Annotated in this window: 24 protein-coding genes; 14 read left to right on the forward strand and 10 right to left on the reverse strand. The window is 73.9% G+C overall.

The window, feature by feature from the left end:
- Positions 1-18 precede the first annotated feature (18 nt).
- Positions 19-903, reverse strand: coding sequence for a helix-turn-helix domain-containing protein (locus ACZ3YL_RS16550; protein WP_188303717.1), 885 nt, complete (start codon positions 901-903; stop codon positions 19-21).
- 135 nt (positions 904-1,038) lie between these two features.
- On the opposite strand from ACZ3YL_RS16550, the gene ACZ3YL_RS16555 reads away from it, so the two are divergent.
- Positions 1,039-1,473 carry a CBS domain-containing protein gene (locus ACZ3YL_RS16555; protein ID WP_188303716.1) on the forward strand — a complete coding sequence of 145 codons (435 nt, stop codon included), beginning with the start codon at positions 1,039-1,041 and terminating at the stop codon, positions 1,471-1,473.
- A gap of 149 nt (positions 1,474-1,622) precedes the next feature.
- Here ACZ3YL_RS16555 and ACZ3YL_RS16560 read toward each other — a convergent pair whose 3' ends face one another.
- Positions 1,623-2,510: a helix-turn-helix domain-containing protein gene (locus ACZ3YL_RS16560; RefSeq protein ID WP_188303715.1), complete on the reverse strand. Its 888-nt coding sequence runs from the start codon at positions 2,508-2,510 to the stop codon at positions 1,623-1,625.
- 130 nt (positions 2,511-2,640) lie between these two features.
- Here ACZ3YL_RS16560 and ACZ3YL_RS16565 point away from each other — a divergent pair, with 130 nt between their 5' ends.
- Together ACZ3YL_RS16565 and ACZ3YL_RS16570 are read left to right on the forward strand one after the other, a co-directional pair.
- The gene (locus tag ACZ3YL_RS16565; protein WP_188303714.1) at positions 2,641-3,234 is read left to right on the forward strand and encodes a pyridoxamine 5'-phosphate oxidase family protein; all 594 of its coding nucleotides are present in this window, start codon (positions 2,641-2,643) and stop codon (positions 3,232-3,234) included.
- 90 nt (positions 3,235-3,324) lie between these two features.
- Positions 3,325-3,933 (forward strand): TIGR03086 family metal-binding protein, encoded by a 609-nt coding sequence (locus ACZ3YL_RS16570; protein WP_262985988.1) that lies wholly within the window; start codon positions 3,325-3,327, stop codon positions 3,931-3,933.
- Positions 3,934-4,030: 97 nt separating this feature from the next.
- Here ACZ3YL_RS16570 and ACZ3YL_RS16575 read toward each other — a convergent pair whose 3' ends face one another.
- Positions 4,031-4,426 carry a transglycosylase family protein gene (locus tag ACZ3YL_RS16575; RefSeq protein WP_188303713.1) on the reverse strand — a complete coding sequence of 132 codons (396 nt, stop codon included), beginning with the start codon at positions 4,424-4,426 and terminating at the stop codon, positions 4,031-4,033.
- A gap of 476 nt (positions 4,427-4,902) precedes the next feature.
- Here ACZ3YL_RS16575 and ACZ3YL_RS16580 point away from each other — a divergent pair, with 476 nt between their 5' ends.
- The 4 genes from ACZ3YL_RS16580 (at position 4,903) to ACZ3YL_RS16595 (ending at position 9,775) form a co-directional block, all read left to right on the forward strand.
- Positions 4,903-5,448, forward strand: a complete 546-nt coding sequence (locus tag ACZ3YL_RS16580; RefSeq protein ID WP_188303712.1) for a universal stress protein — start codon at positions 4,903-4,905, stop codon at positions 5,446-5,448.
- 175 nt (positions 5,449-5,623) lie between these two features.
- Positions 5,624-7,078 (forward strand): MocR-like pyridoxine biosynthesis transcription factor PdxR, encoded by a 1,455-nt coding sequence (pdxR, locus tag ACZ3YL_RS16585; RefSeq protein ID WP_465657983.1) that lies wholly within the window; start codon positions 5,624-5,626, stop codon positions 7,076-7,078.
- Between the two features lie 231 nt (positions 7,079-7,309).
- Positions 7,310-7,819 carry a hypothetical protein gene (locus tag ACZ3YL_RS16590; protein ID WP_465657986.1) on the forward strand — a complete coding sequence of 170 codons (510 nt, stop codon included), beginning with the start codon at positions 7,310-7,312 and terminating at the stop codon, positions 7,817-7,819.
- A 549-nt stretch (positions 7,820-8,368) separates the two neighbouring features.
- Positions 8,369-9,775: a family 2B encapsulin nanocompartment shell protein gene (locus ACZ3YL_RS16595; RefSeq protein WP_465657990.1), complete on the forward strand. Its 1,407-nt coding sequence runs from the start codon at positions 8,369-8,371 to the stop codon at positions 9,773-9,775.
- 728 nt (positions 9,776-10,503) lie between these two features.
- Here the strand turns inward: ACZ3YL_RS16595 and ACZ3YL_RS16600 are convergent.
- Positions 10,504-11,058: a hypothetical protein gene (locus ACZ3YL_RS16600; protein WP_465657992.1), complete on the reverse strand. Its 555-nt coding sequence runs from the start codon at positions 11,056-11,058 to the stop codon at positions 10,504-10,506.
- Between the two features lie 228 nt (positions 11,059-11,286).
- Between ACZ3YL_RS16600 and ACZ3YL_RS16605 the strand changes: the two genes are divergently transcribed.
- The gene (locus ACZ3YL_RS16605) at positions 11,287-12,051 is read left to right on the forward strand and encodes a bestrophin-like domain (RefSeq protein WP_188303707.1); all 765 of its coding nucleotides are present in this window, start codon (positions 11,287-11,289) and stop codon (positions 12,049-12,051) included.
- Between the two features lie 92 nt (positions 12,052-12,143).
- Here ACZ3YL_RS16605 and ACZ3YL_RS16610 read toward each other — a convergent pair whose 3' ends face one another.
- Positions 12,144-12,947 (reverse strand): glycoside hydrolase family 18 protein, encoded by an 804-nt coding sequence (locus ACZ3YL_RS16610; protein ID WP_465658172.1) that lies wholly within the window; start codon positions 12,945-12,947, stop codon positions 12,144-12,146.
- A gap of 101 nt (positions 12,948-13,048) precedes the next feature.
- Between ACZ3YL_RS16610 and ACZ3YL_RS16615 the strand changes: the two genes are divergently transcribed.
- Together ACZ3YL_RS16615 and ACZ3YL_RS16620 are read left to right on the forward strand one after the other, a co-directional pair.
- Entirely contained in the window at positions 13,049-13,681 is a 633-nt protein-coding gene (locus ACZ3YL_RS16615; RefSeq protein WP_188303706.1) for a class I SAM-dependent methyltransferase, read from the forward strand.
- Positions 13,678-14,328 (forward strand): histidine phosphatase family protein, encoded by a 651-nt coding sequence (locus ACZ3YL_RS16620; protein WP_465657995.1) that lies wholly within the window; start codon positions 13,678-13,680, stop codon positions 14,326-14,328. The genes ACZ3YL_RS16615 and ACZ3YL_RS16620 overlap by 4 nt, the downstream gene beginning before the upstream one ends.
- Before the next feature lie 275 nt (positions 14,329-14,603).
- Here the strand turns inward: ACZ3YL_RS16620 and ACZ3YL_RS16625 are convergent, their stop codons facing one another.
- A complete protein-coding gene (locus ACZ3YL_RS16625) occupies positions 14,604-15,395 on the reverse strand; it encodes a hypothetical protein (RefSeq protein WP_465657997.1) in 792 nt (263 codons plus the stop codon).
- A gap of 179 nt (positions 15,396-15,574) precedes the next feature.
- Here ACZ3YL_RS16625 and ACZ3YL_RS16630 point away from each other — a divergent pair, with 179 nt between their 5' ends.
- The gene (locus ACZ3YL_RS16630; protein ID WP_188303702.1) at positions 15,575-16,162 is read left to right on the forward strand and encodes a TerD family protein; all 588 of its coding nucleotides are present in this window, start codon (positions 15,575-15,577) and stop codon (positions 16,160-16,162) included.
- A gap of 40 nt (positions 16,163-16,202) precedes the next feature.
- Here the strand turns inward: ACZ3YL_RS16630 and ACZ3YL_RS16635 are convergent, their stop codons facing one another.
- Both ACZ3YL_RS16635 and ACZ3YL_RS16640 read right to left on the reverse strand, forming a co-directional pair.
- Positions 16,203-17,852, reverse strand: a complete 1,650-nt coding sequence (locus tag ACZ3YL_RS16635) for an ABC transporter permease (protein WP_465658000.1) — start codon at positions 17,850-17,852, stop codon at positions 16,203-16,205.
- Positions 17,849-18,775, reverse strand: coding sequence for an ABC transporter ATP-binding protein (locus ACZ3YL_RS16640; RefSeq protein ID WP_465658002.1), 927 nt, complete (start codon positions 18,773-18,775; stop codon positions 17,849-17,851). Before ACZ3YL_RS16640 ends, ACZ3YL_RS16635 begins: the two co-directional genes overlap by 4 nt.
- Before the next feature lie 94 nt (positions 18,776-18,869).
- Here ACZ3YL_RS16640 and ACZ3YL_RS16645 point away from each other — a divergent pair, with 94 nt between their 5' ends.
- On the forward strand, positions 18,870-19,424 hold the full coding sequence (locus tag ACZ3YL_RS16645; RefSeq protein WP_317621302.1) for a GbsR/MarR family transcriptional regulator: 555 nt from the start codon (positions 18,870-18,872) through the stop codon (positions 19,422-19,424).
- A 107-nt stretch (positions 19,425-19,531) separates the two neighbouring features.
- Here ACZ3YL_RS16645 and ACZ3YL_RS16650 read toward each other — a convergent pair whose 3' ends face one another.
- The gene (locus ACZ3YL_RS16650) at positions 19,532-20,950 is read right to left on the reverse strand and encodes a hypothetical protein (RefSeq protein WP_465658004.1); all 1,419 of its coding nucleotides are present in this window, start codon (positions 20,948-20,950) and stop codon (positions 19,532-19,534) included.
- Positions 20,951-21,475: 525 nt separating this feature from the next.
- On the opposite strand from ACZ3YL_RS16650, the gene ACZ3YL_RS16655 reads away from it, so the two are divergent.
- Positions 21,476-21,889 (forward strand): hypothetical protein, encoded by a 414-nt coding sequence (locus ACZ3YL_RS16655; protein WP_465658006.1) that lies wholly within the window; start codon positions 21,476-21,478, stop codon positions 21,887-21,889.
- 18 nt (positions 21,890-21,907) lie between these two features.
- Positions 21,908-22,261 carry a hypothetical protein gene (locus tag ACZ3YL_RS16660; RefSeq protein WP_188305449.1) on the forward strand — a complete coding sequence of 118 codons (354 nt, stop codon included), beginning with the start codon at positions 21,908-21,910 and terminating at the stop codon, positions 22,259-22,261.
- Positions 22,262-22,273: 12 nt separating this feature from the next.
- Here the strand turns inward: ACZ3YL_RS16660 and ACZ3YL_RS16665 are convergent, their stop codons facing one another.
- Positions 22,274-23,812, reverse strand: a complete 1,539-nt coding sequence (locus ACZ3YL_RS16665; protein WP_465658008.1) for an alpha/beta hydrolase — start codon at positions 23,810-23,812, stop codon at positions 22,274-22,276.
- Positions 23,813-23,858 lie beyond the last annotated feature (46 nt).

A 23,858-nucleotide genomic window follows, 5' to 3' on the forward strand; every position in this document is an offset into this window, starting at 1 on the left:
ACTCCTCGGGTGGGTGGGTTACGCCTCCCACTCTGCGACCGCCCCGCCCGCCCCGCCTTGGACGTTTCGGAACTTCCCCTCCTCCGGTCCCTCCGCCGCCAGCCAGGCGCTCGGCGCGGCCCCGGCCAGCGCGCGGAACTCCCGGGCCAGGTGCGCCTGGTCGAAGTAGCCGCAGCGGGCGGCCAGTTCCGCCAGCCGGGGCGGCGGCGAACCACCCGCGAGCAGGTGCCGGGCCCGGTCGAAGCGGATCACCCGGGCGGCGGCCTTCGGGGTGAGCCCGGTCTCCCGGCGGAACCGGTCCTGGAGGTACCGGGCGCTCCAACCGGTCTCCCGGGCCAGCTCCGCCACCGGCAGCGCGCCGCCGCTGCGCCGCAGCGCCCGCCACGCCCAGCCCACCTCCGGCGGCACCAGCCCGGACGGCCGGGCGGCCCGCAGCAGCGCCCCGTCCAGCACCGCGAACCGCTCCGCCCAGCCGTCGGCCGCCTGGAGGCGCTCCCGCAGTCGCGGGCCGAGCCGCCCCAGCACCTCCTCCGCCGGGACGTCGATCCCGGCCAACTCCCCGGCGGGTAGCCCGAACAGCGCCCGGGCGGCGAGCGGGTGCACGGCGATCTGCACCCCGGACTGGGCGCCCTCGTGGGTGATCAGCGCGGGGGAGGTGTGCAGCCCGCCGAGCAGCGTCGGATAGCTGCCGGGCGGCTGCGCCGGATCCGGGTGGCCGGAGATCACCAGCGGCTCGTCCAGGGTGAGGATGAAGGTCAGGTACGGGGAGGGCAGACCGCGGTGCACGGCCGGGGCCAGGCCGCGCTGCCGGTAGCCGGAGTACCAGGCCACGTACGGGCGCAGGGCCGTCGCGGGCCGGGCGCGGACGGCCTCGTCGACCGCCCCGGCGGCTTGCGTCGTCACGGGTTCCAGTATCGGCGTCCGCGGTCGCGCGCGGGAGCGGGGTTGCCTATGGTGAGGGCACGGTCACCCTGTGAGGGGCGCGGTGCGCCGCGAGGGGGAGGACCGTCGGGGGGTAACAGCGACGAAGGAGTCCCCGTGACCACTGCCCGAGACATCATGCACACCGGCGCCCAGTGCATCGGCGCCCACCAGACCCTGGACGAGGCCGCGCGGATGATGCGCGAGAAGAACGTGGGCGCGCTGCCGATCTGCGGCGACGACCAGAAGCTGCACGGCATCATCACCGACCGTGACATCGTGGTGCGCTGTCTCGCCGAGGGCAAGGACCCGGCCACCATGACGGCCATCGAACTGGCCGGACACCTGCACTGCGTGCGGGCCGACGACAGCATCGACGCGGTGCTCAAGAAGATGGAGCAGCACCAGATCCGGCGCATCCCGGTGATCGACGGCGAGCGGCTGGTCGGCATGATCAGCGAGGCCGACCTGGCGATGGGCCACCGCGACGGCCACCGGCTGACGGACCAGCAGATCATCGAGTTCATGGACAGCGTCTACATGAAGCGGTGACCGCCGGCCGTAGGGTCGCCCCTACGGCCGCCCCGTCCGCGTGCCCGTGACCGGCCGGTCCCCCCGTACCGGCCGGGCCTTCCGAGGGTGCCGGACGGGGCCTTCGCGCGTCTTGTACAAATGCGCAGCGCCCGACCGGGCGGGCCCCGTCAGCCGGCGTCGAGCACGGCGCTGGTGACCCGCCCGACGACCCGGTCGGCCGGCTCCGGCGCGGTGGTGGAGCGGCGGGAGGCCAGGAAGTCGCGCGGCGAACAGCCCACCATGGCGCGGAAGGTACGGTCCAGGTGGGACTGGTCGTAGTAGCCGCAGAGCGCGGCCAGGTCGGCGCGCGCGAACCGGCCGTCCGGGGCGGTCAGCAGCCGCAGCGTCCGCTGCAGCCGCAGGATGCCGGCGGCCTGCTTGGGGGCCAGCCCCAGCTGCTCGCGGAAGCGCAGCTCCAGTCGGCGGCGGCTCCAGCCCGTGCCCTCGACCAGCGTCCGGACCGGCACCCGCCCGTCCGAGCGCCGCAGTTGCTGCCAGGCCCAGGTGACGTCCGGCTCCCAGGCCGGGCCGTCGGCGAACAGCGCGGTGAAGTAGCCGTCCAGCAGGGCGAACCGGGCCCGCCAGCCGGGGGCGTCGGCCAGTCGGGCGGCCAGCGGGCCCAGCCGGGGGCCCAGCACCTCCCCGGCCTCCGCCCACTGGCCGCCGAGCTCCCCGGCCACCGGGCCGAACGCCCGGAACGCGCCCTGCGGGGTGAGCGAGACGGCCAACCCGTGCAGCGCGCCGCTGTGTTCGGCGATCGTCGCGGTGCGGCGCAGCCCGGCCGCGATCGAGCCGAGGGAGACGGCGGGGGCGGGCGCCACGGCGTCGGTGAGCCGCATCCGGCCCTCGAAGGCCAGCGCCACCGTCACCACGTCGGTGGGCACCTCCAGACGCCGGCGCGGGCTCTCCAGGGCCAGCCGGTAGCCGTGGTAGTCGAGGACGTACCGGCGCAGCGGTGCGGCGGGCAGGCCGAGCACGGTCTCCGGCCCGGTTGTCGGCAGGGTGTCCTGGACCATCGCAACTCCCCTTCTCACAGCTGACACTGGCGGGTGTACGGATCATCCCAGGCGGGCCGGCCCGGTGTCCCGCGTCTCACCGTGCGGAATCCTGGTTCTCACTTGCCGGGATGAGGGCACACTGGCGGGTATGGGAAAGCAGTACGAAAGCATCGACGGCCGGCTGCGGCAGTTCATCGAACGCCAGCCCCTCTACTTCGTCGCGACCGCGCCGCTGGCCGCCGACGGACACGTCAACCTCTCGCCCAAGGGCCGCTCCGGCACCCTCGCGGTCATCGACGAACTCACCCTCGCCTACCTGGACTTCGGCGGTTCACAGGCCGAAACCATCGCCCACCTGCGGGAGAACGGCCGGATCACCCTGATGTGGTGCGCCTTCGACGGCCCGCCCACCGTCGTCCGGGTGCACGGCCACGGTGAACCGGTCTTTCGCGACGACCCGCGCTTCGCCGAACTGCTCGGCCGCTTCGAGCCCGGCGCGGACGGATCGGGCCTGCGGGCGATCGTGCTGGTCCGGGCCGAGCGGGTCTCCGACTCCTGCGGATACGCCGTGCCGTTCATGGACTACCGGGCCGAGCGCGAACTGCACGCCCAGTTCTTCGACCGCAAGGACGAGGAGGAGTTCGGCGCCTACTGCGAGCGCAAGCCGCACGTCGGCACCAGCATCGACGGCCTGCCGGCCCTGCCGCTGCCGCTCCCGGCCCGACCGGTGCGACGGGCCTGACGGGCCTGACGGGCCTGACAGGTATGAGGGGCGTGAGGGGTGTGACGGGTCTGATGGGGACGTTTCCGAAGAGCTGCCATTATCAGCGGCATGAATGACCGTCAGATGGACATGGAATCCGCCGGCATGCCGACCCACCCCGTCGTCGAGCGGATCGAGCGGGCCGCGGCCACGGCCGGAGTACTGATCGCGGGCATCGGCCCGGCGCAGTGGAAGCTCCCCACCCCCTGCGCGGACTGGGACGTCACCGCGCTGGTGAACCACCTGGTGGGCGGGATCAACCTGTACGTCGGCCGGCTGACCGGCACCGACCCCGGCAGGGCGCACGAGGACGACTGGCTCGGGGACGACCCGGTCGCCGCCTACCGGGCCGCCGCCGCGGCGGACCTCGCGGCCTGGCGCCGCCCCGGCGCGCTGGACCGTACCGTCACCATCGCGCTCGGTGAGCTGCCGGGCGAGTTCGCCGCCACCGTCCACCTGACCGAACTGGCCGTGCACGGCGCGGACATCGCGGTGGCGACCGGTCAGGAGAAGCTGCTGGACACCGAACTGCTGACCGGCCTGCTGGCCGCGATCCAGGGCTTGGGCGTCGACCCGTACCGCGTCCCCGGCATCTTCGGCCCGAAGGCCCCGGTCCCGGAGGACGCCCCGGTCCACCTGCGCCTGCTGGCCCACCTGGGCCGGACGGTCCAGGCCTGAGGACGCTGGGGGCGTGGCGCCGGGGGGGCGGGTCGTGACATGACGAAGCCGCCGCACCCCTGGGGAGGGGTGCGGCGGCCTGCGCGCGGCGGGGGGCTTACTTGCCCAGGCCGGCCTTGGCGGAGCAGATCGGCCAGGCGCCCGGGCCCTGGGCGGCGAGGACCTTCTCGCCGATCGCGATCTGCTGGTCCTTGGTGGCCTGGTGGGCCTGCGGGGCGTAGGCGGTGCCACCGAAGGCGGCCCAGGTGCTGGAGGTGAACTGCAGGCCGCCGTAGAAGCCGTTGCCGGAGTTGATGGCCCAGTTGCCGGTGGCCTCACAGGAGGCGACCTTGTCCCAGACCGTGGCCGGGGCGGCGGAGGCGCTGGTGGCCGCGACGAGGCCGGCCACCGGGAGGGCGGTGAGCGCCCCGGCCATCAGAGCCATCCGGACGCGGTTGCGGCGCTTCGGGGTGGCAGTGGTGGTGGCAGCGGCGGTCTCGTTACGGAAGGTCATGCGGTTCCTTTCGGAGGGGGTCTGCGAGCGTGCGGAACCAGGCCCTCGGAAGGGCGTCGGGTTCGGGGGCGCGTCACTCGCGTGGTCCGGCACCGTTCCTGCCCGGGGGCGCTGGGCCCGGCCGGAGCGGAATCACTCGGTGCAACGAGTTCGAAGGTACGGGGGTGGTTGTGGCGGTTTCAAGGATTCGCAGGTTTAGGCACGTCAGAGGCTTGTTACCGCAGGTAGCGATCACGAAAATCAGGTGATTCGGCCCGATTTCAACCTATTTCCAAGATCAAACCACCCTCCGGAGTGGCCCCCGTCACCCCGGAGGCGCTGTGAGGCCGCGCACACCGTCGACAGCGCGTGACGGCCCGCCCCGCCCCCGGTGCCGGAACCGCCGCCCCGCGCGGCCGTCCGGGTGGCCCGCGCCACAGCCCTCACCCGGAGTGCCCCTGTCCGCCACTCCCGGTGGCGGGCATAGCCTTCGGCCCATGAGCAATGAGAGCGATGCGGCGGACGCGGGCGCCGTCGACGACGCGGGCCGCCCGGCCGGCGAGAGGCACGGGGAGTACGAGGCGGCCGCCGCCCCCAGCGGCTTCGAGCTGGGGACCGACGGGCCCAAGGTGATCCTCGCGGGCCTGGACGGCTCCGACTCCTCCTGGCGCGCCACCGCCTACGCCGCCGGACTGGCCCGCCGGCAGGGCGCCGTCCTGGCCGTCGCCTACGTCCAGCCGATACTCGGCGCCGCGACCGCGCTGGCCGGGGCCGCGGTGGAGGAGACCACCCAGGAGATCGCCGACGAACTCCTCGCCGCGCTGCGCGAGGCCGAGCACCGGGTGCGCGAGGTCTGGCGGGTCGACTGGCGCTTCCTCACCATGCGTGGCGACCCGTACACCGGCCTGGCCAAGCTCGCCGACGAGCTGCGCGCCGACGCCGTAGTGGTTGGCGTCTCCGAGCAGGCCGGGCACAAGGTGATCGGCTCCGTCGCGGTCCGGCTGGTCAAGGCGGGCCGCTGGCCGGTCACCGTCGTCCCGTAGACCGAAAGCCCCGGTCGGGGCCCCGGCCGTGACCTGGACCGAGGCGCCGGCCGTGACCTTCGGCTGTGACCTGGACCGAGGCTCCGCCGTGACCTCGGCCGTGACCTCGGCCGCGACGTCGCCGGGCCGGACCGCCCACCGGGCGGCTCCGGAGCGGCCGGTAGGGTGCGTGACCATGACGGAAACGCCGGGCGCGCACCCCACCGAGCCGGCCCACCCGACCGGCAACGACCTGCACCTGGACCTCCCCGCCACCGGCGGCCGCCGCTCCGCGCTGATGGCGGCCCTGCGCGAGGCGATCCGCAGCGGCCGACTGGCCCCCGGCACCCGGCTGCCGCCCTACCGGGCCCTCGCCGCCGACCTCGGCCTGGCCCGCAACACCGCCGCCGAGGCCTACGCCGAACTGGTCGCCGAGGGCTGGCTCACCGCCCGCCAGGGCTCCGGCACCACCGTCGCCGAACGCGCCGCACCCGCACCCTCCCGCCGCACCCGGCGCCCCGCGCACCGGCCCGGGCCCGTGCACGACCTGCGCCAGGGCCGGCCCGACGCCTCGTCCTTCCCCCGCACCGCCTGGCTGGCCGCCGCCCGCCGGGCCCTCACCGCCGCACCCAACGAGGCCTTCGGGCCCGGCGATCCGCACGGCCGCCGCGAACTGCGCACCGTCCTCGCCGACTACCTCGCCCGCGCCCGCGGGGTGCGCACCGACCCCGACCGGATCGTGGTCTGCGCCGGCTTCGCCCACGCGCTGCGGCTGCTCTTCGACGGCGCCACGCCCGTCCTGCCGCCCGCCGAGCAGGGCCCGCTGGCCGTGGAGGCCTACGGACTGGGCTTCCACCGCGAACTGCTGGCCGCCGCCGGGGTCGCCACCGTGCCGCTGCCGATCGACGAACAGGGCGCCCGGGTCGATGAGTTGGCGCTCCGCCCGGAGATCCGCACAGCCCTGCTCACCCCCGCCCACCAGTTCCCGACCGGCGGCCCGCTGCACGCCGGGCGCCGCGCCGCCGTCGTCGACTGGGCCCGCGGGCACGGCGGCCTCGTCCTGGAGGACGACTACGACGGGGAGTTCCGCTACGACCGCCAGCCGGTCGGCGCCCTCCAGGGGCTCGACCCCGACCGGGTCCTCTACCTGGGCAGCACCAGCAAGAGCCTCAGCCCCGCGCTGCGCCTCGGCTGGATGGTCCTGCCGGACCACCTGGTGGACCGGGCGCTCGCGGCCAAGGGCGAACGCGAGGCCTGGGTGAGCGCGTTGGACCAGCTGACGCTGGCCGAGTTCATCGACTCCGGCGGCTACGACCGGCACCTGCGCCGGATGCGGCGCCGCTACCGGGACCGCCGGGACCAGCTGGTGGCCGCGCTGGCGGCGCACGCCCCGCACGTCGAGGCGTCCGGCATCGCGGCCGGTCTGCACGCCGTCCTGCGACTGGCCCCCGGTACCGAGCGGTCCGTCCTCAAGGCCGCCGCCTACCGGGGCCTGGCCGTCGAGGGGCTCGCGGACTACCGCCACCCGGCGGCCGGCGCGGAGGCGGTGCCCGCCGTCGACGGCCTGGTGGTCGGCTACGCCACGCCGCCCGACCACGCCTACCCGGCGGCGCTCCAGGCGCTGTGCGACGTCCTGCCGCCGCCGTCCTGAGCGGGCCGGAAGGCTGGTCCGGCGCGGGTGGTGGGCCGGAAGGCCTGTCCGGTGCGGGCGTCGGGCATCGGGTGGTGGGGCAGGCAGGCCGCGAAGGATAGGCCACCGGAGGTTCCGCCGGGCCGGAACGCGGTCGGTCGGTCCGGGGCGTCCGCCCGCCGCTCGTGCGTCGGTACGGGTTCGGGCCGAGGAGGGCGGCCCCGGCGACGTCGCCCCCTACGCTCCATGGACATGCGCAGAACACATCTGAGCCGTGCCGCGGTCGCCGTGGGTCCGGCCGTCGCCGCCGGTCTGCTGTTGTCCGCGGCACCCGCCCAGGCGGACAGCCCGCTGCCCCTCACAGCCGTCTCCGACCGCCAGACGACCGGCCGGGGAGGTGAGTTCACGCTGACCCTGACGCTCACCAATCCGTACGACACCCCGATCCAGTTCGTCTACCAGAGCGTCCAGCAGACGTACGACAGCAGTCTGGTGCAGGGGCTCAAGTTCACCGCCACGGCCTGCGGCGCCCAGACCAACGGCTGCAGCGACAACGTGCACGGCGGCATCGCCCGCTACGACGTCCCGCTCGCCCCCGGCGCCAGCAGCACCTTCACGGTCACCTACACCGTGGCCCCCGACTCGGCCTGCGGCCAGGGCGTCCGGATCGACTTCTACTCGTACCTCTACTACGAGTACAACGGCGGTCTGGCCAACAACTCCGGCATCCTGGGCATCCCGGGCACCCAGGTCGCCTGCTGATCCGATCCCTTCCTCCTCCCGGCGCGGCCCCTGCGGCCGCACCCCCGTACACCCGTCAGGTGCCGGCCACCCCCGTACCGGCACCTGACGGGCCTTTCGCGTTTCCGGACCCGGACCCGGACCCGGACCCGGACCGGGGTCGCGGTCGGGTCCGGGTCGGGGCCGCAGGGTGCCCGGCCGTTGTGCCGGGTTGACGGCCGGCGGGCGTGGGGGAGGGCGCGCGGGCGGTGTGTCGGAGCAGTGGCGGGCGCTGGGGGAGCTGGGTGCGCGGGCGCGAACGGATGTTCCGGTGGCGGATGGGGCGCGCGGGGGCGGATCGCGCGAGATTCACCCTATCGGGGGGTAGTCGGCCGCCGTACGGGCTCGGTCGGGTTCTGGTGATCTAGGGTTCCGGATGGGCCGCCGGGCGATGGCGGTCCCGCTCCCGAAACTCGCCAACTTCCCCACCAGTAAGCGGATCTGATGATCCGTTGCGGACGCGTGTGCCCAGGGCGGAGCGGTACGGCCCTGACCGCGTGGTCCGACCCACACGAATGGAGACCCCTGCCGATGCCCGTGGACACGAGCCCGGAGACACAGCAGGACCGGCAGCAGAGCCTTGCGACGGCCGCTGCCCGCAACCTTGCCACCACCACCAAGTCCGCACCGCAGATGCAGGAGATCACCTCCCGCTGGCTGCTCAAGGTGCTCCCGTGGGTCGAGGCCCACGGCGGTGCGTACCGGGTGAACCGACGGCTCACCTACACCGTCGGCAACGGCGTGGTGGAGTTCATCAAGACCGGCTCCCAGGTCCGGGTGATCCCGGCGGAGCTGGGCGAACTCGCCCTGCTGCGCGGCTACGAGGACGAGGAGGTGCTGACCGCCCTCGCCGACCGGTGCGAGCAGCGGGACTTCGGTCCGGGCGAGGTGCTCACCACCCAGGGCGAGGCGGCCGACCGGATCTTCCTGATCGCGCACGGCAAGATCAACAAGATCGGCACCGGCAAGTACGGCGACGAGACCGTGGTCGGCGTGGCCGGCGACGGCGACCGCTTCGGCGACGACGCGCTGCTGAACCCGGACGCCGCCTGGGAGTACACCGCGAGGACCGCCACCTCCGGTGTCGCCCTCACTCTGAGCCGGGACGACTTCGCCCGCATCCGGGACAACGCGCCGACCCTCCAGGAGCACCTGGAGTCGTTCCTGTCCCTGCCGCTGCAGGCCCAGAACGAGCGCGGCGAGGCCGAGATCGCCATGTCGGCCGGCCACCGCGGCGAGTACCAACTCCCCGGCGCCTTCGTGGACTACGAGCTCAAGCCGCGCGAGTACGAGCTGAGCGTCGCGCAGACCGTCCTCAAGATCCACACCCGCGTCGCGGACCTGTACAACCAGCCGATGAACCAGACCGAGCACCAGCTCCGGTTGACCATCGAGGCCCTGCGCGAGCGCCAGGAGCACGAGATGATCAACAACCCGGAGTTCGGCCTGCTCAACAACGCCGACTTCGACCAGCGGATCCAGACCCACTCCGGCCCGCCCACCCCGGACGACCTGGACGAGCTGCTCAACCGCCGCCGCGACCCCGACTACCTGCTGGCCCACCCCAAGGCCATCGCCGCGATCGGCCGCGAGTTCAACGCCCGCGGCATCTACCCGCACCACGTCGACCTCGGCGGGCAGCAGGTGCCGGCCTGGCGCGGGGTGCCGATCCTGCCGTGCAGCAAGATCCCGATCACCAAGGAGAACACCAGCTCGATCCTGGTGATCCGTACCGGCGAGGACAACCAGGGCGTCATCGGCCTGCACCAGACCGGCCTCCCGGACGAGTACCAGCCCTCGCTCTCCGTCCGCTTCATGGGGATCGACGAGAAGGCGATCATCTCCTACCTGGTCAGCGCCTACTACTCCTGCGCGATCCTGGTGCCGGACGCGGTCGGCGTGCTGGAGAACGTCGAGATCGCGCACCGTCGCCACTGAGCGCCTGGAACAGCGAGCGCAGGCCGTAACCGGTCGGCGCGAAGATCGTTTCACCTGATGACGGACGGTCCGCCCCGGAGGTGGGCCGTCCGTCTGATCACGTCTGAATGCGCTTGGTCGTGCCCGATCGGTTCTGACCCGGCCCAGGTCATCGCCGCCCGTTTCCGTCGGCTGTTCAGACCGGATCCTTCCGTCCTCCCCAGGCGACCCGAGAGGTGTGTGGAGCCCATGCCGCAGCGGCGGCAGTTCCGACGGATACCGCGGCACGGCGGCGGGTCCGCGGCCCCCGGGCGACGGGTGCGGCTGATCGGCGCGGCGGTCGGCGTGGTGGCGATGTGCGCGCTGGTCGGCGGCGCCAGCGCCTCGGGTGCCGAACGCCCCGGCGGGCATCCGCACGGCCCGGCCGTCGACACCTGCGTGTGCACCGAGACGGACCTCTCGACGTCGGTCGGCCCGGGCGGCAGCGTGGACGTCGGGGTGGACGTGGACGTCCAGGTCGGCGTCAGCGTCGCCCCGGACATCGGCCGGCACCACGGGCCGCGCCCGCCGCACGACCATGACCACGAGCACCACCCGTGTCACCGGCCGCCCACGGCGGCACCGTTACCCGCGGTGCCCTCGTCCTCGGGCACGGCCGGGCTCCGGCAGCAGCCGGGGCGGCCGGCGGAGGAGCACGGTGGGGGCGGTGACCACGACGGGGACGGGCGGCACCACCACCACCATCACCATCACCACCATCCGTGCCCGAGCCCCACCCCGACGCCTACGCCGACTCCCACGCACACGCCGACGCCGACGCCGACCCACACCCCCAGTCCCACGCCGACGCCTACACCCACGCCGACCCACACCCCCAGTCCCACGCCGACGCCGACGCCTACACCCACGCCGACGCCGACGCCGTCTCCGACGGTGGCACCCCCCAGCCCGAGCCCGGTGCCCACCCCGCCGCCGTCGCCCCCGGCGCCCGCGCCCCCGCCGCCGCCTGCCCCCGCACCGGCCGTACCGCCCCCGGCGGTGCCCGCCGCGCCCGCGGACCCGGCGCCCGACGCACCTGCCCCGCAGGCGCCGCCGCCCGTCGTGGTACCTGTCCCCGTGGTGCCCGCCCCGGCGGCCCCCGACGTGGTGGCGCCCAGCCCCGTGGTGCCGAGCCCGGTCCGGCCGAGTCCGCTGTGGCCGACGCCGTCGGCGCACCCGGTGTTCAAGGTGCGGGCCACCAGGCCGATGCCCGTCACGAAGCACCACCATGCCGCCTCGACGACCACCACGATGCTGCTGATCACCGTTCCCGCGGTTCTCGCGGCGGCGGCGCTGCGCCCCGGTGGCCGAGGCCGCGGTCGCTCCGGGTCCTGACGGCGTCAGCGTCCTTCATGCACCTCCGGAGCCTGACGGCTTCCGGTCCGCCCGGAGGACCTCCGGGCCCCGACGGACAGTTTCCCGGGCTCGACCGACCGGTCGGGTCCCGGACTTCCCCGTTCACGTCACAAGCCAAGCCAGAGAAGGGAGTTCCCATGTCAGAGTGGGTGGCGCTGGTCATCGCCTTGGCGGCGGCCTGTGCCGTTGTGTTGGCGGTGGTGGTGCTGAGGCGCCGCCAGCGGGGTGTCGTCGAGAACGCCGACGAGACGCCCGACGTCATCGAGTACATCACGATGATGATCGGCGTGGTCTACGCGATCGTCCTCGGTCTCGCCATCGCGGGTGTCTGGGAGGCGCGCGGCGCCGCCCAGGACGACCTGTTCACCGAGGCGCAGGCGCTGCGGGAGGTGAGCGACCGGGCGGTGGTCTACCCGGCCGAGTTCCGCGACCAGGTCCGGGCCGACGTCGACGCCTACGTCACGTACGTGGTGCACGTCGAGTGGGACTACATGGGCAAGAACGGCGAGATCACCGACAAGGGCACCCAGTTGCTGGACAAGGTCCAGAACGAGGTGGCCACCCGGGCGCCGGCCTCGGACCTGGAGGCCCAGGCCTACCAGCCGATCATGGACCGGATCAGCCAGGCCTCCGGCGCCCGCAACCAGCGCGGCCAGAACGCCGGGCCGACCATGCCGGGCGTGGTCTGGTTCGGGCTGATCGGTGGCGCGGTGGTGACCGTCGGCATGCTGTTCGCGCTGCAGATCAGGCGCACGCCGAGGGAGTTGATCCTGGCGGCCTGCTTCAGCGTGCTGATCGCCTTCCTGTTGTTCATGATCTGGGACTTCGACGATCCGTTCGCCCGGAGCGTCTCGGTCACCACCCAGCCCTTCGAGGACCTCTTCCCCTCGCTCAACCTCTAGAGCTGTCAGCACGCTCGACCGCAGGAGCGGCACAGGCCGACACCGGTGGCCCCGGACGGGACCACCGGTGTCGGCCTGTGCCCGACGCGATGTCAGCGCAGGCTGCTGTCCAGCGAGTTGAGCATGGTGCCGGAGGCGTCGTCGTTCTCCAGGGAGAAGGCGAACAGGCCGCCCAGGCCCTTGCTCTTGGCGTAGGCCCCGCGCGCCTGGACGGCCTGCGGGGTGTCACCGGTCCAGAAGTCGGTGCCGTCGTAGACCCAGCTGCTCTCCGTCACCGGGTCCCAGTGGGTCTGCGCGGCGGTCGGGTTGAGCTCCTTCCAGGCGGCCAGCCCGGCCTCATGGCTGAGCGGCTTGGCGGCCGTCGGGCCGGTCGCGCTCTGGTACAGGCCGTAGTTCGAGCCGGCCGGGACGCCCGTCCAGCCGCGCCAGTAGAACGGGATGCCGAGCACGATCTTGTTCGCCGGGAAGCCGCCGGGGATGCCGTACTCGGGCAGGCCGGCGGTGTACGCGGTGAGCGTGGTGTCCACGTTGTACTTGCGGGTGCCAGGGGTGATCGGCGTGGTCGGGTCGGCCGGGCTGTCGTGCAGCGGGTCCTGGTGGTTGGTCGGGCCCTTGGCGTCCCAGGAGCCGTGCATGTCGTAGGACATCACGTCGGCGTAGTCCAGGTAGGCGCCGATCCTGTCGGTCTCCAGCTGGGCGATCTTGTCCTGGCCGCTGGGCAGCGCCGCGCTCAGCAGGTACCGCTTGCCCTGGGCGGCGCCGAGGGCGTCCAGCTGGGTGCGGAACTCCTTGAGCAGCAGGGTGTAGTTCTGCTTGTCGGCGGGGGAGTAGTGGTTGCCGGTGTGGCCGCCGGCCGAGCCCGGGTACTCCCAGTCGAGGTCGACGCCGTCGAAGATGCCGGCCGCCGAGGCCGGTCCGCTGGACCACCCCGGGCCAGGAAGGGCGGCGCACCGGTAGGTTGACCGGGACGGAACAGACCCGCCGAACGGAGGCGCGCATGGACAGTCAGGGCTGGGACGACCGCTACGCCGCGAGCGAACTGGTGTGGGGGACCGCGCCCAACCGGTGGGTGGTCCGCGAACTGACCGGACACACCCCCGGCCACGCCCTCGACCTGGCCACCGGGGAGGGCCGCAACGCCATCTGGCTGGCCGCCCAGGGCTGGGAGGTCACCGGCCTCGACTTCTCCGCCGTCGCCCTCGAACGCGCCGAACGGCTCACGTCCGAACTGCCCGACGAGGTCGCCGACCGCCTCACCTGGCGACACGGCGACGCCCGCGGCTACGAGGCCCCCGACGCCGACTACGACCTCGTCCTGATCGCCTACCTCCACCTGCCCGCCGACGACCGCCGGGCCGCGCTGCACCGCGCCGCCGAGGCACTCGCCCCCGGCGGCACCCTGCTGGTGATCGGGCACGACCTCAGCAACCTCACCGAGGGCGTCGGCGGCCCGCCGGACCCGGCCGTACTGTTCACCCCCGAGGACGTCCTCGCCGACCTCGCCCCGTACGGCCTGCGCACGGTACGGGCCGAGCGCCTCCACCGCGAGGTCGGCGAGCCCGGTCACAAGGGCGGCCCGACGGGCGTCGCGATCGACGCGCTGGTCCGGCTGGAGCGGGGTGCCGAGTGACCGCCCGGCTCACCCGCCGCCTGCTGCTCACCGGACTCGTGGCCGCCGCCCCGCTGGCACTGGCCGGCTGCTCCTCGGGCAAGTCGAAGGACAAGACCGGCCCGGCGGCCAAGGCCAGTGACCCGGGTGGCGCCGCCTTCGTGATGATCATCCGGCACGGCGAGAAGCCCGACGGCAGCCAGCCCGGCCTGGACGAGAACGGCAAGCACGACAGCAAGTCCCTCACCCAGCGCGGCTGGGACCGCGCCAAGGCCCTGCCCACCCTGTTCGCCCCGCCCGCCACCGGACTGCGCGCCCCGGCCCGGATCTACGCCGCCACCGACCAGGGCCCGATGGCCGGCGCCCACCGGATGCGGCAGACCGTCACCCCGCTGGGCGCCAAGCTCGGGCTGACCGTGGACACCACCTACGCCGAGTCCCAGGAGACCGGACTGGCCGGCGCCGCCCTCGCGGGCACCCAACCCGTGCTGATCTGCTGGGAGCACTCCCGGATCCCGCGGATCGTCGAGGCGCTCGGCGCCGCCGGCAGCGGGGCGCCGACCAGCTGGCCGGACCGGTTCGACCTGGTCTGGGTCCTCTCCCGCTCGGCCGGCGGGCCCTGGACCTTCCAGGAGGTGCGCCAGCACCTGCTGGACGGCGACGCCTGATCCACCCGCGGGCGCCCCGCAGGCTCTCATCGAGCACCAACGGCGGACGCCCGCCCGGGAGAGGGGGTCAGACGGCGCTGAGCGTCACCACCGCGTACTGGACGACGGTCAGCGGCACGCTGACCGTGCCGCCGGTCACGGTGTACGGGACGGGCCGCGGCCGCGGGTCGGTGCCGTCCGGGCTGGCGACGGTGATGGCGGTGACGCCCGCCCCGGCCGGGAGGGTGTAGGAGAGCGTGCAGTTGGCGGGGGTGGTGCGGAAGTCCGCCGGGGTGTCACCGAAGTTGGTGAAGTTGACCAGGTGGACGACGGTGTCGCCGCCGAGCCGCCGGGCGTCCAGGAAGATCCGCCGGTCCCCGGCCAGGGTGACGGCGGGCGGCGCGGACTGGCGTACGGCGGCGAGCAGTTGGTCGGCCGAGGCCTGGGTCGGTGGCGGTCAGGTAGCTGAGGCCGGGCAGCGCCTTGAGGTACCAACAGGTGCCGCTGCCGTAGGAGTTGCGCCGGCTCGCGGGCAGCGGGTCGGCCAGGCGCAGTCCGAGCACGTCGGACAGCGCGAACTCGGCGCACCGGCCGCCCAGTTCGTCCAGCGCGGTGGGGGCGGGGCCGGTGACGACGACCGTCCCGTCGCCCGCGACGAAGCCGCGCAGCACGGCGGCCTCGGCGTCCGAGACGGCCTGGAGGTTGGGCAGCAGCAGCACCGTGAAGCGGGCCAGGTCGGCGGCGCTCAGGCCGGGGCTGGGCACGGTGTCGAAGGGCACGTGGGCGTAGACCAGCGCCCACGCTGCCGTAGAACACGTTGGGCTTGCCGGCCAGGTCGCGCTGGACCCAGTCTTCCCCTGGTCGTCCTTGTAGAAGGAACGGCCCTTCTCGCCGCCGGGGGAGATGAGTTCGAGGGACGGGTGGTACATGACGACCTTGAGGCCGGCCGCGTGGGCCAGGCCGGTGAAGGTCTTCACATCGGCCATGTGGGCGGCGAACTCGGCGTCGGTGAGCCAGTTGGAGAGCAGGATGTCGAGTTCGGTCACGCTGACGTTCTGCGCTTTGAGGGCGTCGATGTAACTCTGCATGTCGGCGGGCTCGTTGAAGGTGCCGTCGGCGATCCGGGCGAAGCGGGCGGAGCACCGCCGGAAGTGCGGCCCGGGGGACCGCTGGGTAGGGGGCCCCCGAGCCGCTGTCCGATGATCAGAGATTTCTCCGTGTGCGATAGGTTCGCAGCAAGGACGGCGGCAGGAACGAGGAGGGCACGATGACCGTTTCGCTGGCCAAGGGGCAGAAGATCAGCCTGGAGAAGCCGGGCGGTGGGCAGTTGAGCGTGGTCCGGATGGGCCTGGGCTGGCGGGCCGTGCAGCGCAAGGGCTTCCTGGCCAAGCTGCTGTCCGCCGGACAGGAGATCGACCTGGACGCCTCGGCGGTGCTGTTCGCCGGCGGCAAGGCACTGGACGTGGTCTTCTTCCAGCACCTCACCAGCAACGACGGCTCGGTGCGGCACAGCGGGGACAACCTGGTCGGCGGCGCGGGCGACGCGACCGACGACGAGTCGATCACCGTCGACCTGACCAAGGTGGCCGCCGAGGTCGACCAGATCCTGTTCACGGTGAACTCCTTCACCGGACAGACCTTCCAGGAGGTCGAGGCCGCCTTCTGCCGACTGGTGGACGAGACCACCGGCACCGAGCTGGCCCGCTACACCCTGACCGGCGGCGGCCCCTACACCGCCCAGATCATGGCCAAGGTGCAGCGCACGCCCGGCGGCTGGCAGATGGCCGCGATCGGCCAGCCGGCCGGCGGGCGCACCTTCCAGGACCTGATGCCGGAGCTGATCAAGTACCTGTGATGCCTGCCGGCCCCCGGGTTCCGGTGCCGTGCGGTGGACGCTACTCGACGTCCCGGCGCCGGAACCCGGCCAGGGCCAGCGCGATCAGCGCGGCCGCGACCAGGGTGAGCACGGCCAGCGGCGTCCAGTCCATCGGGGCCGCCGGGAGCCGGGGCACCCGGCCGAACGGGGACAGCCGGTCCAGGCCCGCCGGGAGCTTCAGCAGCGGGCCCAGGTAGCCGATCACGAACGCGTACCCGGGGACGGCCCAGGCCAGCGGCAGCGCCCGGGGCAGCCAGCCGTAGACGGCGGCGGCGAAACCCACCGTCACCCAGAGGGCGGGCACGAAGGCCAGCGCCGCTCCGGTCAGCCGGAGGAACACGCCCCCGTCGCCGGTGGACAGCGCCCCGGCCAGACCGAAGCCCACGCCCGCCGCCAGCATCACCGCGGTGGAACCCAGCAGCGCCGCCGCCAGGTGCCCGCCCAGCCAGCCGGACCGCGACACCCCGGCGGCCAGCACCGGCACCGCCCGCCCGGCGCTCTCCTCGGCGCGCGGGCGCAGCGTCGCCAGCACCGCGTAGACCCCGCCGACCACCGCGACGACCAGCATGGTCAGCGCGGCGAAGGAGTCGGCGAGGGTGTGACCGCCGAGCCGGGCCAGCGCCTCCTTGATCTGGTCGACGTCCTTGAGCATCGAGTCGGCCCCGCCGAGCAGCGAGCCGTACATCGCGCCGAGCAGCAGCAGGGCTGCGGCGAAGGCGCCGATCAGGCCGCGGTGCAGCCGCAGCGCCAGGCCGAGCGGGGTGCCCAGGGCGGGGCTCCCGGTGGCCGGGCCGGGACGGGCGGCGCGCAGCCCGGCGCCGAAGTCGCGGCGGGTGCTCAGCGCGAACCCGGCCGCGGCGGTGACGGCGGCCAGTGCCAGCGCGGGCGGCAACGGCCACCAGCGGTCGTCGACGAAGGGGTAGCCGCGCTGCAGCCAGCCGATCGGGGAGGCCCAGGAGAGCCCGGTCCCGCCGGCGTCCCCGGCGGCGCGCAGCGCGTAGGCGGCGCCGAGCACGGCCAGGGCCAGCCCGGAGGCCGTCCGGGTGTGCGCGGTGATCTGCGCGGTGACGGCGGCCACCGTGCCGAACAGCAGCCCGCCGACGGCGGTCGCGGCGCCGAAGAGCAGGGCGCCGCCGCCGGTCAGTCCGGGGATGCCGAGGCCGGGCAGGCCGACGGCGAGCAGCAGACCGAGCGCGAGGTCGGCGACGGCGGCGGTGGCCAGCGCGGCGGCCAGCTGGGCGTGCCGGCCGACGGCGGCCGAGCGGACCAGTTCGGCGCGGCCGCTCTCCTCCTCGGCCCGGGTGTGCCGGGTGACGGTCAGGACGCTCAGCAGGCCGGCCAGGACGACCAGCAGGCCGAGCAGCCGGTGGCCGAGCATCGCGCCCCAGGTGTAGTCGGCCAGGTAGTGGGCCGGGCCGGTCATGGCGAGCACGGCCGGGCTGCCCGAGCCACGGGCGATCGCGGCGCGGTCGGCGGCGGTCGGGTAGACGGTGTGGGCGCTGTCAGCGGTGGCCAGGGTGAGCAGCGCGAGGCCGAGCACCCAGGCGGACAGCCGGACCCGGTCGCGGCGCAGCGCGAAGCGCAGCAGGGTGGCGGTGCCGGCCAGGGTGCCGGGCCCGCCGGTGCGGTCCGGCCCGGTGCGCCGGGCGGTGGGTGGGGTGGTGGTCATCGGACGGCCTCGGGATCGGGGCGGTGCCCGTTGGCGGCCAGCTCGTCGCCGTAGTGGCGCAGCATCAGCTCCTCCAGCGTGGGCGGGTGGCTGACCAGGGTGCGCAGCCCGGCCTCGCTCAGCCTTCGTACCGCGGCGTCGAGTCGGGCGCCGTCGACGGCGAACCGGACCCGCCGGCCGTCGGTGCGCAGGGCGTGCACGCCCGCCAGCGCCTCCAGCCCGGTGACCGGGCGGTCGGTCTCCGCCTCCACGGTGGTGCGGGTGAGGTGGCGCAGTTCGGTCAGGGTGCCGCTCTCCACCACCCGGCCCTGCCGGATGATGCTGACCCGGTCGCCCAGCTTCTCCACCTCGTCCAGGACGTGGCTGGAGAGCAGGACGGTGCGGCCCCGCGCCTTGGCCTGCCGGACGACGTCCTGGAAGACCACCTCCATCAGCGGGTCCAGGCCGGAGGTCGGCTCGTCCAGCAGCAGGAGTTCGGCGTCGGAGGCGAGGGCGGCGACGATGGCGACCTTCTGCCGGTTGCCCTTGGAGTAGCTGCGGCCCTTCTTGGTCGGGTCGAGGTCGAAGCGCTCGATCAGTTCGTCCCGGCGGCGCCGGTCGAGCCGGCCGCGCAGCCGGGAGAGCAGGTCGATGGCCTCGCCACCGGTGAGGTTGGGCCACAGCTCGACGTCGCCGGGGACGTAGGCGAGGCGGCGGTGCAGCTCGACGGCGTCGCTCCACGGGTCCTTGCCGAGCAGCCGGGCGCTGCCGCCGTCCACGCGCAGCAGACCGAGCAGGACGCGGAGGGTGGTGGACTTCCCGGCTCCGTTGGGGCCGAGGAAGCCGTGGACCTCGCCGGTCTCGACGGTGAGGTCGAGGCCGTCCAGTGCGGTGGTCCGGCCGAAGGTCTTGCGCAGGCCGGACAGGATGATGGCCTTGGTCATGCTTCCGAAGCTACCGTAGTTTCAGAAAAACGTGAATATTGGGAAGCATTAAAGTGCGAGCAGGGGATGGATGATCGCCGGAGAGGGGCGAGTGGTGGAGCAGACACCGCGGAAGGCGCGGGAGCAGGCACCGAAGAGCGCGCCGGAGCAGGCGGCGCAGGGGGCGCCGTGGCACGGGCGCGAGCGGGCCGTGTCGGACTTCGTCGAGCGGTTCGCGGCCGAGTTGGTGGTCGCGGGCATGGGCCGGATGCCGTCCCGGATCTTCTCCTGCCTGATGGCCGAGGAGAGCGGTGTGCTGACCTCCGCCGAGCTCTCCGAGCGCCTGCAGATCAGCCCGGCTGCCGTCTCCGGCGGGATGCGCTACCTGATCCAGGTCGGGCTGGTCGCCAAGGAGCGCGAGCCCGGCTCGCGGCGTGACCGCTACCGGGTGCTCAACGACGTCTGGTTCGAGTCGCTGACCCGGCGCGACGAACTGCTGCTGCGCTGGGTCCGGGTGCTCAAGGAGGGTGAACTGGCCGTCGGCGTGGGCACGGTGGCGGCGGAGCGGCTGGCGGAGAGCGCGGCCTTCTTCGAGTTCATGATCGACGAGCTGCACGGGATGCTCGGCCGCTGGCGCGAGCACCGGGCGGGGCTGACGACGGGGAAGTAGACCCTCCGGCGGGGCGCGGTCCCGGGGAACGCGCCGACGGCGGCAGAGCGGGCCCCTGCGGGCCGGCCTGCCGCCGTCGGTGCTTGGCGGTGCCTGTTCGCGCGCGGTTAGTTCTTCACGGTCGCCGAGGGGGAGGGCGACAGCGAGGAGCTGGGCGTGCCGGTCGGTGTGGCGGACGCGGTGGCGCCGGGGGTTGCCGTGGCGCTCGGGCTGGCGTTCGGCGTGGGCGTCGGGCAGCCGCTGGGAGTGGCCGTCGGCGACGGGGTGCCGCTCGGCGTGGCCGTCGGGGACGGCGTGCCGGTGGGCGTGGCCGTGCCGGTGGGCGTCGCGGTCGCCGTCGGGCTCGGGCAGGACGTCGGCGTACCCGTCGGGGTGCCGGTCGGCGTGGCCGTCGAGGTCGGCGTGCCGGTGGGCGTGGTCGTCGGGGTGGCCGTCGGACTCGCGGAGGGCGAGGGCGAACCACCGGGAGTCGGCGTGGTGGTCGGCGTGGTGGTCGGCTGCGCGGACGGCGTCGGGGTCGGCGTCACCGGCGGCACGGTCGGCTGGCCGTCGGGCGTCGGGCCGGTGCCGGCACCGTCGTTGCCGGTCGGGGTAGCGCCCGAGGTGCCGGTGCCGCCGGACGGCCGGAGGAACGGCGACGGCGAGGAGTCGGGCAGGGTCGGGACGCCGGGGCGGTCCGCGACGGTGGTGACCGCGCCGCTGCCGAAGTGGGCCATCCAGTTGCGGACGGTGCCCAGGTACTCGGTGGAGTTGTTGTAGCTGAGGATCGCCCGGTCCAGCTGGGCCGGATCGGAGAGGTCCCGGCCGCCCGCGCACAGGTAGCGGCCCGCGGTCTCGGCGGCGTCGAAGATGTTGTTCGGGTCGGCGGTGCCCTTGCCGGTGGCGTCCACGCCCCAGGAGGCCCAGGTGGAGGGGATGAACTGCATCGGGCCGACCGCGCGGTCCCAGCGCGGGTCGCCGTCGTAGCGGCCGCCGTCGGTGTCGGGTATCGCGGCGAAGCCGTTGCCATCCAGCGCCGGGCCGAGGATCGGGGTGAGCGTCTTGCCGGCGGCGTCCACCTGGCCGCCGTTGGCCTGGCCGGACTCGACCTGGCCGATCGCGGCGAGCAGCTGCCAGGGCAGGTGGCAGCCCGGCGAGCGCTGCGCCAGCGAGGCCTCGGCCTGGCGGTAGGCGGCGAAGACGGTGGCGGGCAGCGAGGCGCCGGTGGCGGCGAAGGGGCCGGCCGAGGGCAGGCCGGGCTGGGTGCCGGGCGGCTGCGGGAGCTGCACGGCGCTGCCGCCGTCGGCCGGAGTGCCGGGGACGCCGGTGGCGGGGCCGCCGAACGGGGTGGCGGGGGTGCCCTGGGTCTGGGTGGCGCCGTCCTGCGCCGGCCCGGCGTCGGCGGCGGCGACCTGGGCGAGGCCGAGGCCCGACACCTGAGAGCCGGTCAGCGCGGCCAGCGCGGCGAGTGCCGCCGCCGTTCCCGTGACCCGCTTGCCGAGTCGCACCTTCCGCCCGTCGTTGGCACTGCCGAACCTCGCCGCCATCTGATGCCCCTCCCCATCGCCGTCCGGACCCTCCCGGAACGGTTGAACCCTCGTCATCGTGCCCGCCCGCCGGTGGGCGGCACCCGCCGCCGGTGACGATTAGTATCACGACGATCTGACAGGGACAGGATGGACGGAAGGCGTCCCGGAGCCCATCGAGGCGTTAACGCCGCACCTCAGCCGGGGTGCGGCGGGCCCGAAGCCTCGCCCAGGCGTCTGCCGCCAGCGCCATCTCGGCCACCACGGCAGGGAGTTGGCCGCGAGCTTGACTCCAGGTGTCGGGGCGCCACGGCGGTCGGACGGGCGGTTCGAAGCGCGGGGGTGGTGCGTGGGCGTCGTTGCGGGCTCCCCGGCGGCGCCCGCGGTACACCCGGCTGACCTGCCCGGATGTTCGTCGAAGGGTCGGGCTGTTCCTAGCAGGGCGGGCGGGCCGGCGCCAGGGGGCGTCCCCAACTCGGCCCTGGACGGATGACGTTCAGGTGAAAGTGAGCATGCCAGGAAACCCGGTCCGGCATGCTGTGCCGCGTGACCATGTGGATGGAGGCCGAAGCCGTGAGCGCGAACCTGCCGGAGACCGTCGCCGAGGGGGCGGTGGTCCTGCCGGCACCCCCTCGAGTGGTGGACGACCTGGCCCGGGACCTGACCCAGGCCGCCGCCGCCGTCCGGGCGGTGTCGCGGAGCGGCCGCACCACCGGCGGGGATGTCGCCGTCGCCGCCTACACCGCCGTGGTGTGCACCGGGCGTTCGGCCGCCCGCGCTCTGGAGGAGGCTGCCGCCTGGTGTCGGCAGGCCCCCGAGGCCGAGGTGCACTCGCTCGCCTGGGCGCGGGTGCCCGGGCACCGGCACGACGTCTTCGAGTACCGCGTCACCATGGCCGTCAGCTTCCCCGACGGCGAGACCGGTGAGCACCTCGGAGACACCCATCATTCGTGCCGCTGACATCGTATGATCGCCCCCATGGGTGATCGGGGTACGAACGAGACGTCCGGCGGAGATGCCGACGCCAACGCCGACGGCAACGCCAACGCCAACGAGACTGCGGGAGAAGCCGCTTCGGCGCCGGGCGGTGAGGACGCCGGCGCCGGCCCGCGCGAGCTGTCGCGGGCCGCCGCCATCGGTGCCACGGTGGTCTGCATCGTCAGCGGCTGCGTGGCGATGCTGGCCGTGCTCCACTGGCTGGGCTGGACCGTCCCGGGCATCGGCTGGATCGTCGCCAAGGCCGGGATCAAGCTGTCCGTGGGCGGCTTCGCAGTGCTGGCCGTCGCCGCCGACCACCTGCGCGGCAAGCTCCGGGCGAAGCCCCGTAGTTGACCGGCCGGGGACTCAACCGGCCGGTGGGGCCGGGCAGGTGAGGTCGTGCTCGGGCGCCCGGCCGTCCAGCAGGTAGCGCTCGACCGTGTCCGTGACGCAGGGGTCGGACCCCGGGTACTGGCCGTGGTCGCCGTTGCCGGTGACGGTCACCAGCTTCGAACCGCGCAGCGCGCGGTGGGCGCCGACCGCCGACTCGTAGTACGTCGCCGGGTCGTGCAGCGAGTTGAGCATCAGCACCGGCGGCAGGTGGGCGCCGGTCACCTTCACCTTGGGGGCCGGGTCCGTCGGCCAGGCCGCGCAGACCGCGCCGAAGGCCAGTAGGCGGGCGCCGGCCAGCGGGTAGCGGGCGGTGTCCTCCGTGCCGCGCTCGATCCAGGTGTCCATGTCCTTGGTCCACGGGGTGTCGCCGCACGTCACCGAGAAGAACTCGGCGAGGAACTCCGGGCCGAGGTACTGGCCGAACACCCGGCGGGCCGTCTGCTTGGCTGCCGGGTCGGCGCCCTGCCAGTCGTCCAGGGCGGTCAGCGAACTCGCCAGCAGCGGGAAGGCCTTCTCGCGGTAGACGGCGCTGATCGTGCCGTTGTCCAGCTGGTTCGGGCCGAGCGTCAACGACCCGTCGGTGATGGGCCGGTCGTGCAGGGCGGCGCGCCGCTGCTCCCAGTGCGCCTTGACCTCCTCCGGAGTCGATCCCCAGTGGTAGGTGGAGTCCCGGGCGGCCATCCAGGGCAGGAAGTCCTCCTCGAACCGGCGCTGGAAGCTCATCGGCTGGCCCAGCTCGTACTGCTCCCACGTGCCCTCGAAGCCGATGTTGCTGTCCAGTACCATCCGCTCGACCCGGTGCGGGAAGAGCGTCCCGTAGTAGGCGCCGATCATGGTGGCGTAGGAGGCGCCGTAGTAGCTGATCCGCTTCTCGCCGAGCAGCGAGCGGTAGAGGTCCATGTCGTGGACGGTCTGCTCGGTGGTCAGGTAGGGCAGCAGGTCGCCGCTGTGCTCCTGGCAGTCGGCGACCAGCTTGCGGGAGTTGGCGATGACCTTGTCGATCGCCGCGGGGGACTGGTCGCGGAAGTCCCCGGCCAGGAACTCCTGGAAGTCCTCCGGGGTCTGGCACTGGACGCGGGTGCTGCCTCCGACGCCGCGCTGGTCGAAGCTGGCGATGTCGTACGCGGCGGCTACCGCGGGGGCGCCCTGGAGGAGGTCCATCGGCCGCAGCAGGCCCTGCGCGCCCGGACCGCCCGCCGTCTCCATCAGCGTGCCCTTGCGGTGCGCCTGGTCGGTGGCGCGGTGCCGGGAGACGGCGATGGACAGGTCGGGTCCGGCGCCGGGGTGGTGCCAGTCGCGCGGGACGGCCATGGTGGCGCAGTCGAGCGCCGGCTGCTCCGCGCAGGGCTGCCAGTCGAGCGTCTGCTGGGTGTAGCGGGCGGGCGCGCGCTCGGCGTCGCCGGGGTTGCGCCCCGCGTCAGCGTTCGCCGTGGCGGGCAGGGCGAGGCCGGCGAGGACGGCGGTGGCGACGACGACGGCCGCGCGGCGGGTGCGGGATGCGGTGGTGTTCACGGGAACGATCGTGTCCGACACGGCATCTGACGGTCCATGGGGCAGG

The sequence above is a fragment of the Kitasatospora sp. NPDC023176 genome, assembly GCF_055560495.1.

What these genes read in the sequence shown, in the direction of transcription:
- ACZ3YL_RS16560 (WP_188303715.1), bottom strand. Translation starts at nt 2,510, where the DNA reads ATGGTCCAGGACACCCTGCCGACAACCGGGCCGGAGACCGTGCTCGGC.
- ACZ3YL_RS16565 (WP_188303714.1), top strand. Translation starts at nt 2,641, where the DNA reads ATGGGAAAGCAGTACGAAAGCATCGACGGCCGGCTGCGGCAGTTCATC.
- ACZ3YL_RS16570 (WP_262985988.1), top strand. Translation starts at nt 3,325, where the DNA reads ATGAATGACCGTCAGATGGACATGGAATCCGCCGGCATGCCGACCCAC.
- ACZ3YL_RS16575 (WP_188303713.1), bottom strand. Translation starts at nt 4,426, where the DNA reads ATGACCTTCCGTAACGAGACCGCCGCTGCCACCACCACTGCCACCCCG.
- ACZ3YL_RS16580 (WP_188303712.1), top strand. Translation starts at nt 4,903, where the DNA reads ATGAGCAATGAGAGCGATGCGGCGGACGCGGGCGCCGTCGACGACGCG.
- pdxR (WP_465657983.1), top strand. Translation starts at nt 5,624, where the DNA reads ATGACGGAAACGCCGGGCGCGCACCCCACCGAGCCGGCCCACCCGACC.
- ACZ3YL_RS16590 (WP_465657986.1), top strand. Translation starts at nt 7,310, where the DNA reads ATGCGCAGAACACATCTGAGCCGTGCCGCGGTCGCCGTGGGTCCGGCC.
- ACZ3YL_RS16595 (WP_465657990.1), top strand. Translation starts at nt 8,369, where the DNA reads ATGCCCGTGGACACGAGCCCGGAGACACAGCAGGACCGGCAGCAGAGC.
- ACZ3YL_RS16605 (WP_188303707.1), top strand. Translation starts at nt 11,287, where the DNA reads ATGTCAGAGTGGGTGGCGCTGGTCATCGCCTTGGCGGCGGCCTGTGCC.
- ACZ3YL_RS16615 (WP_188303706.1), top strand. Translation starts at nt 13,049, where the DNA reads ATGGACAGTCAGGGCTGGGACGACCGCTACGCCGCGAGCGAACTGGTG.
- ACZ3YL_RS16625 (WP_465657997.1), bottom strand. Translation starts at nt 15,395, where the DNA reads ATGCAGAGTTACATCGACGCCCTCAAAGCGCAGAACGTCAGCGTGACC.
- ACZ3YL_RS16630 (WP_188303702.1), top strand. Translation starts at nt 15,575, where the DNA reads ATGACCGTTTCGCTGGCCAAGGGGCAGAAGATCAGCCTGGAGAAGCCG.
- ACZ3YL_RS16635 (WP_465658000.1), bottom strand. Translation starts at nt 17,852, where the DNA reads ATGACCACCACCCCACCCACCGCCCGGCGCACCGGGCCGGACCGCACC.
- ACZ3YL_RS16640 (WP_465658002.1), bottom strand. Translation starts at nt 18,775, where the DNA reads ATGACCAAGGCCATCATCCTGTCCGGCCTGCGCAAGACCTTCGGCCGG.
- ACZ3YL_RS16650 (WP_465658004.1), bottom strand. Translation starts at nt 20,950, where the DNA reads ATGGCGGCGAGGTTCGGCAGTGCCAACGACGGGCGGAAGGTGCGACTC.
- ACZ3YL_RS16660 (WP_188305449.1), top strand. Translation starts at nt 21,908, where the DNA reads ATGGGTGATCGGGGTACGAACGAGACGTCCGGCGGAGATGCCGACGCC.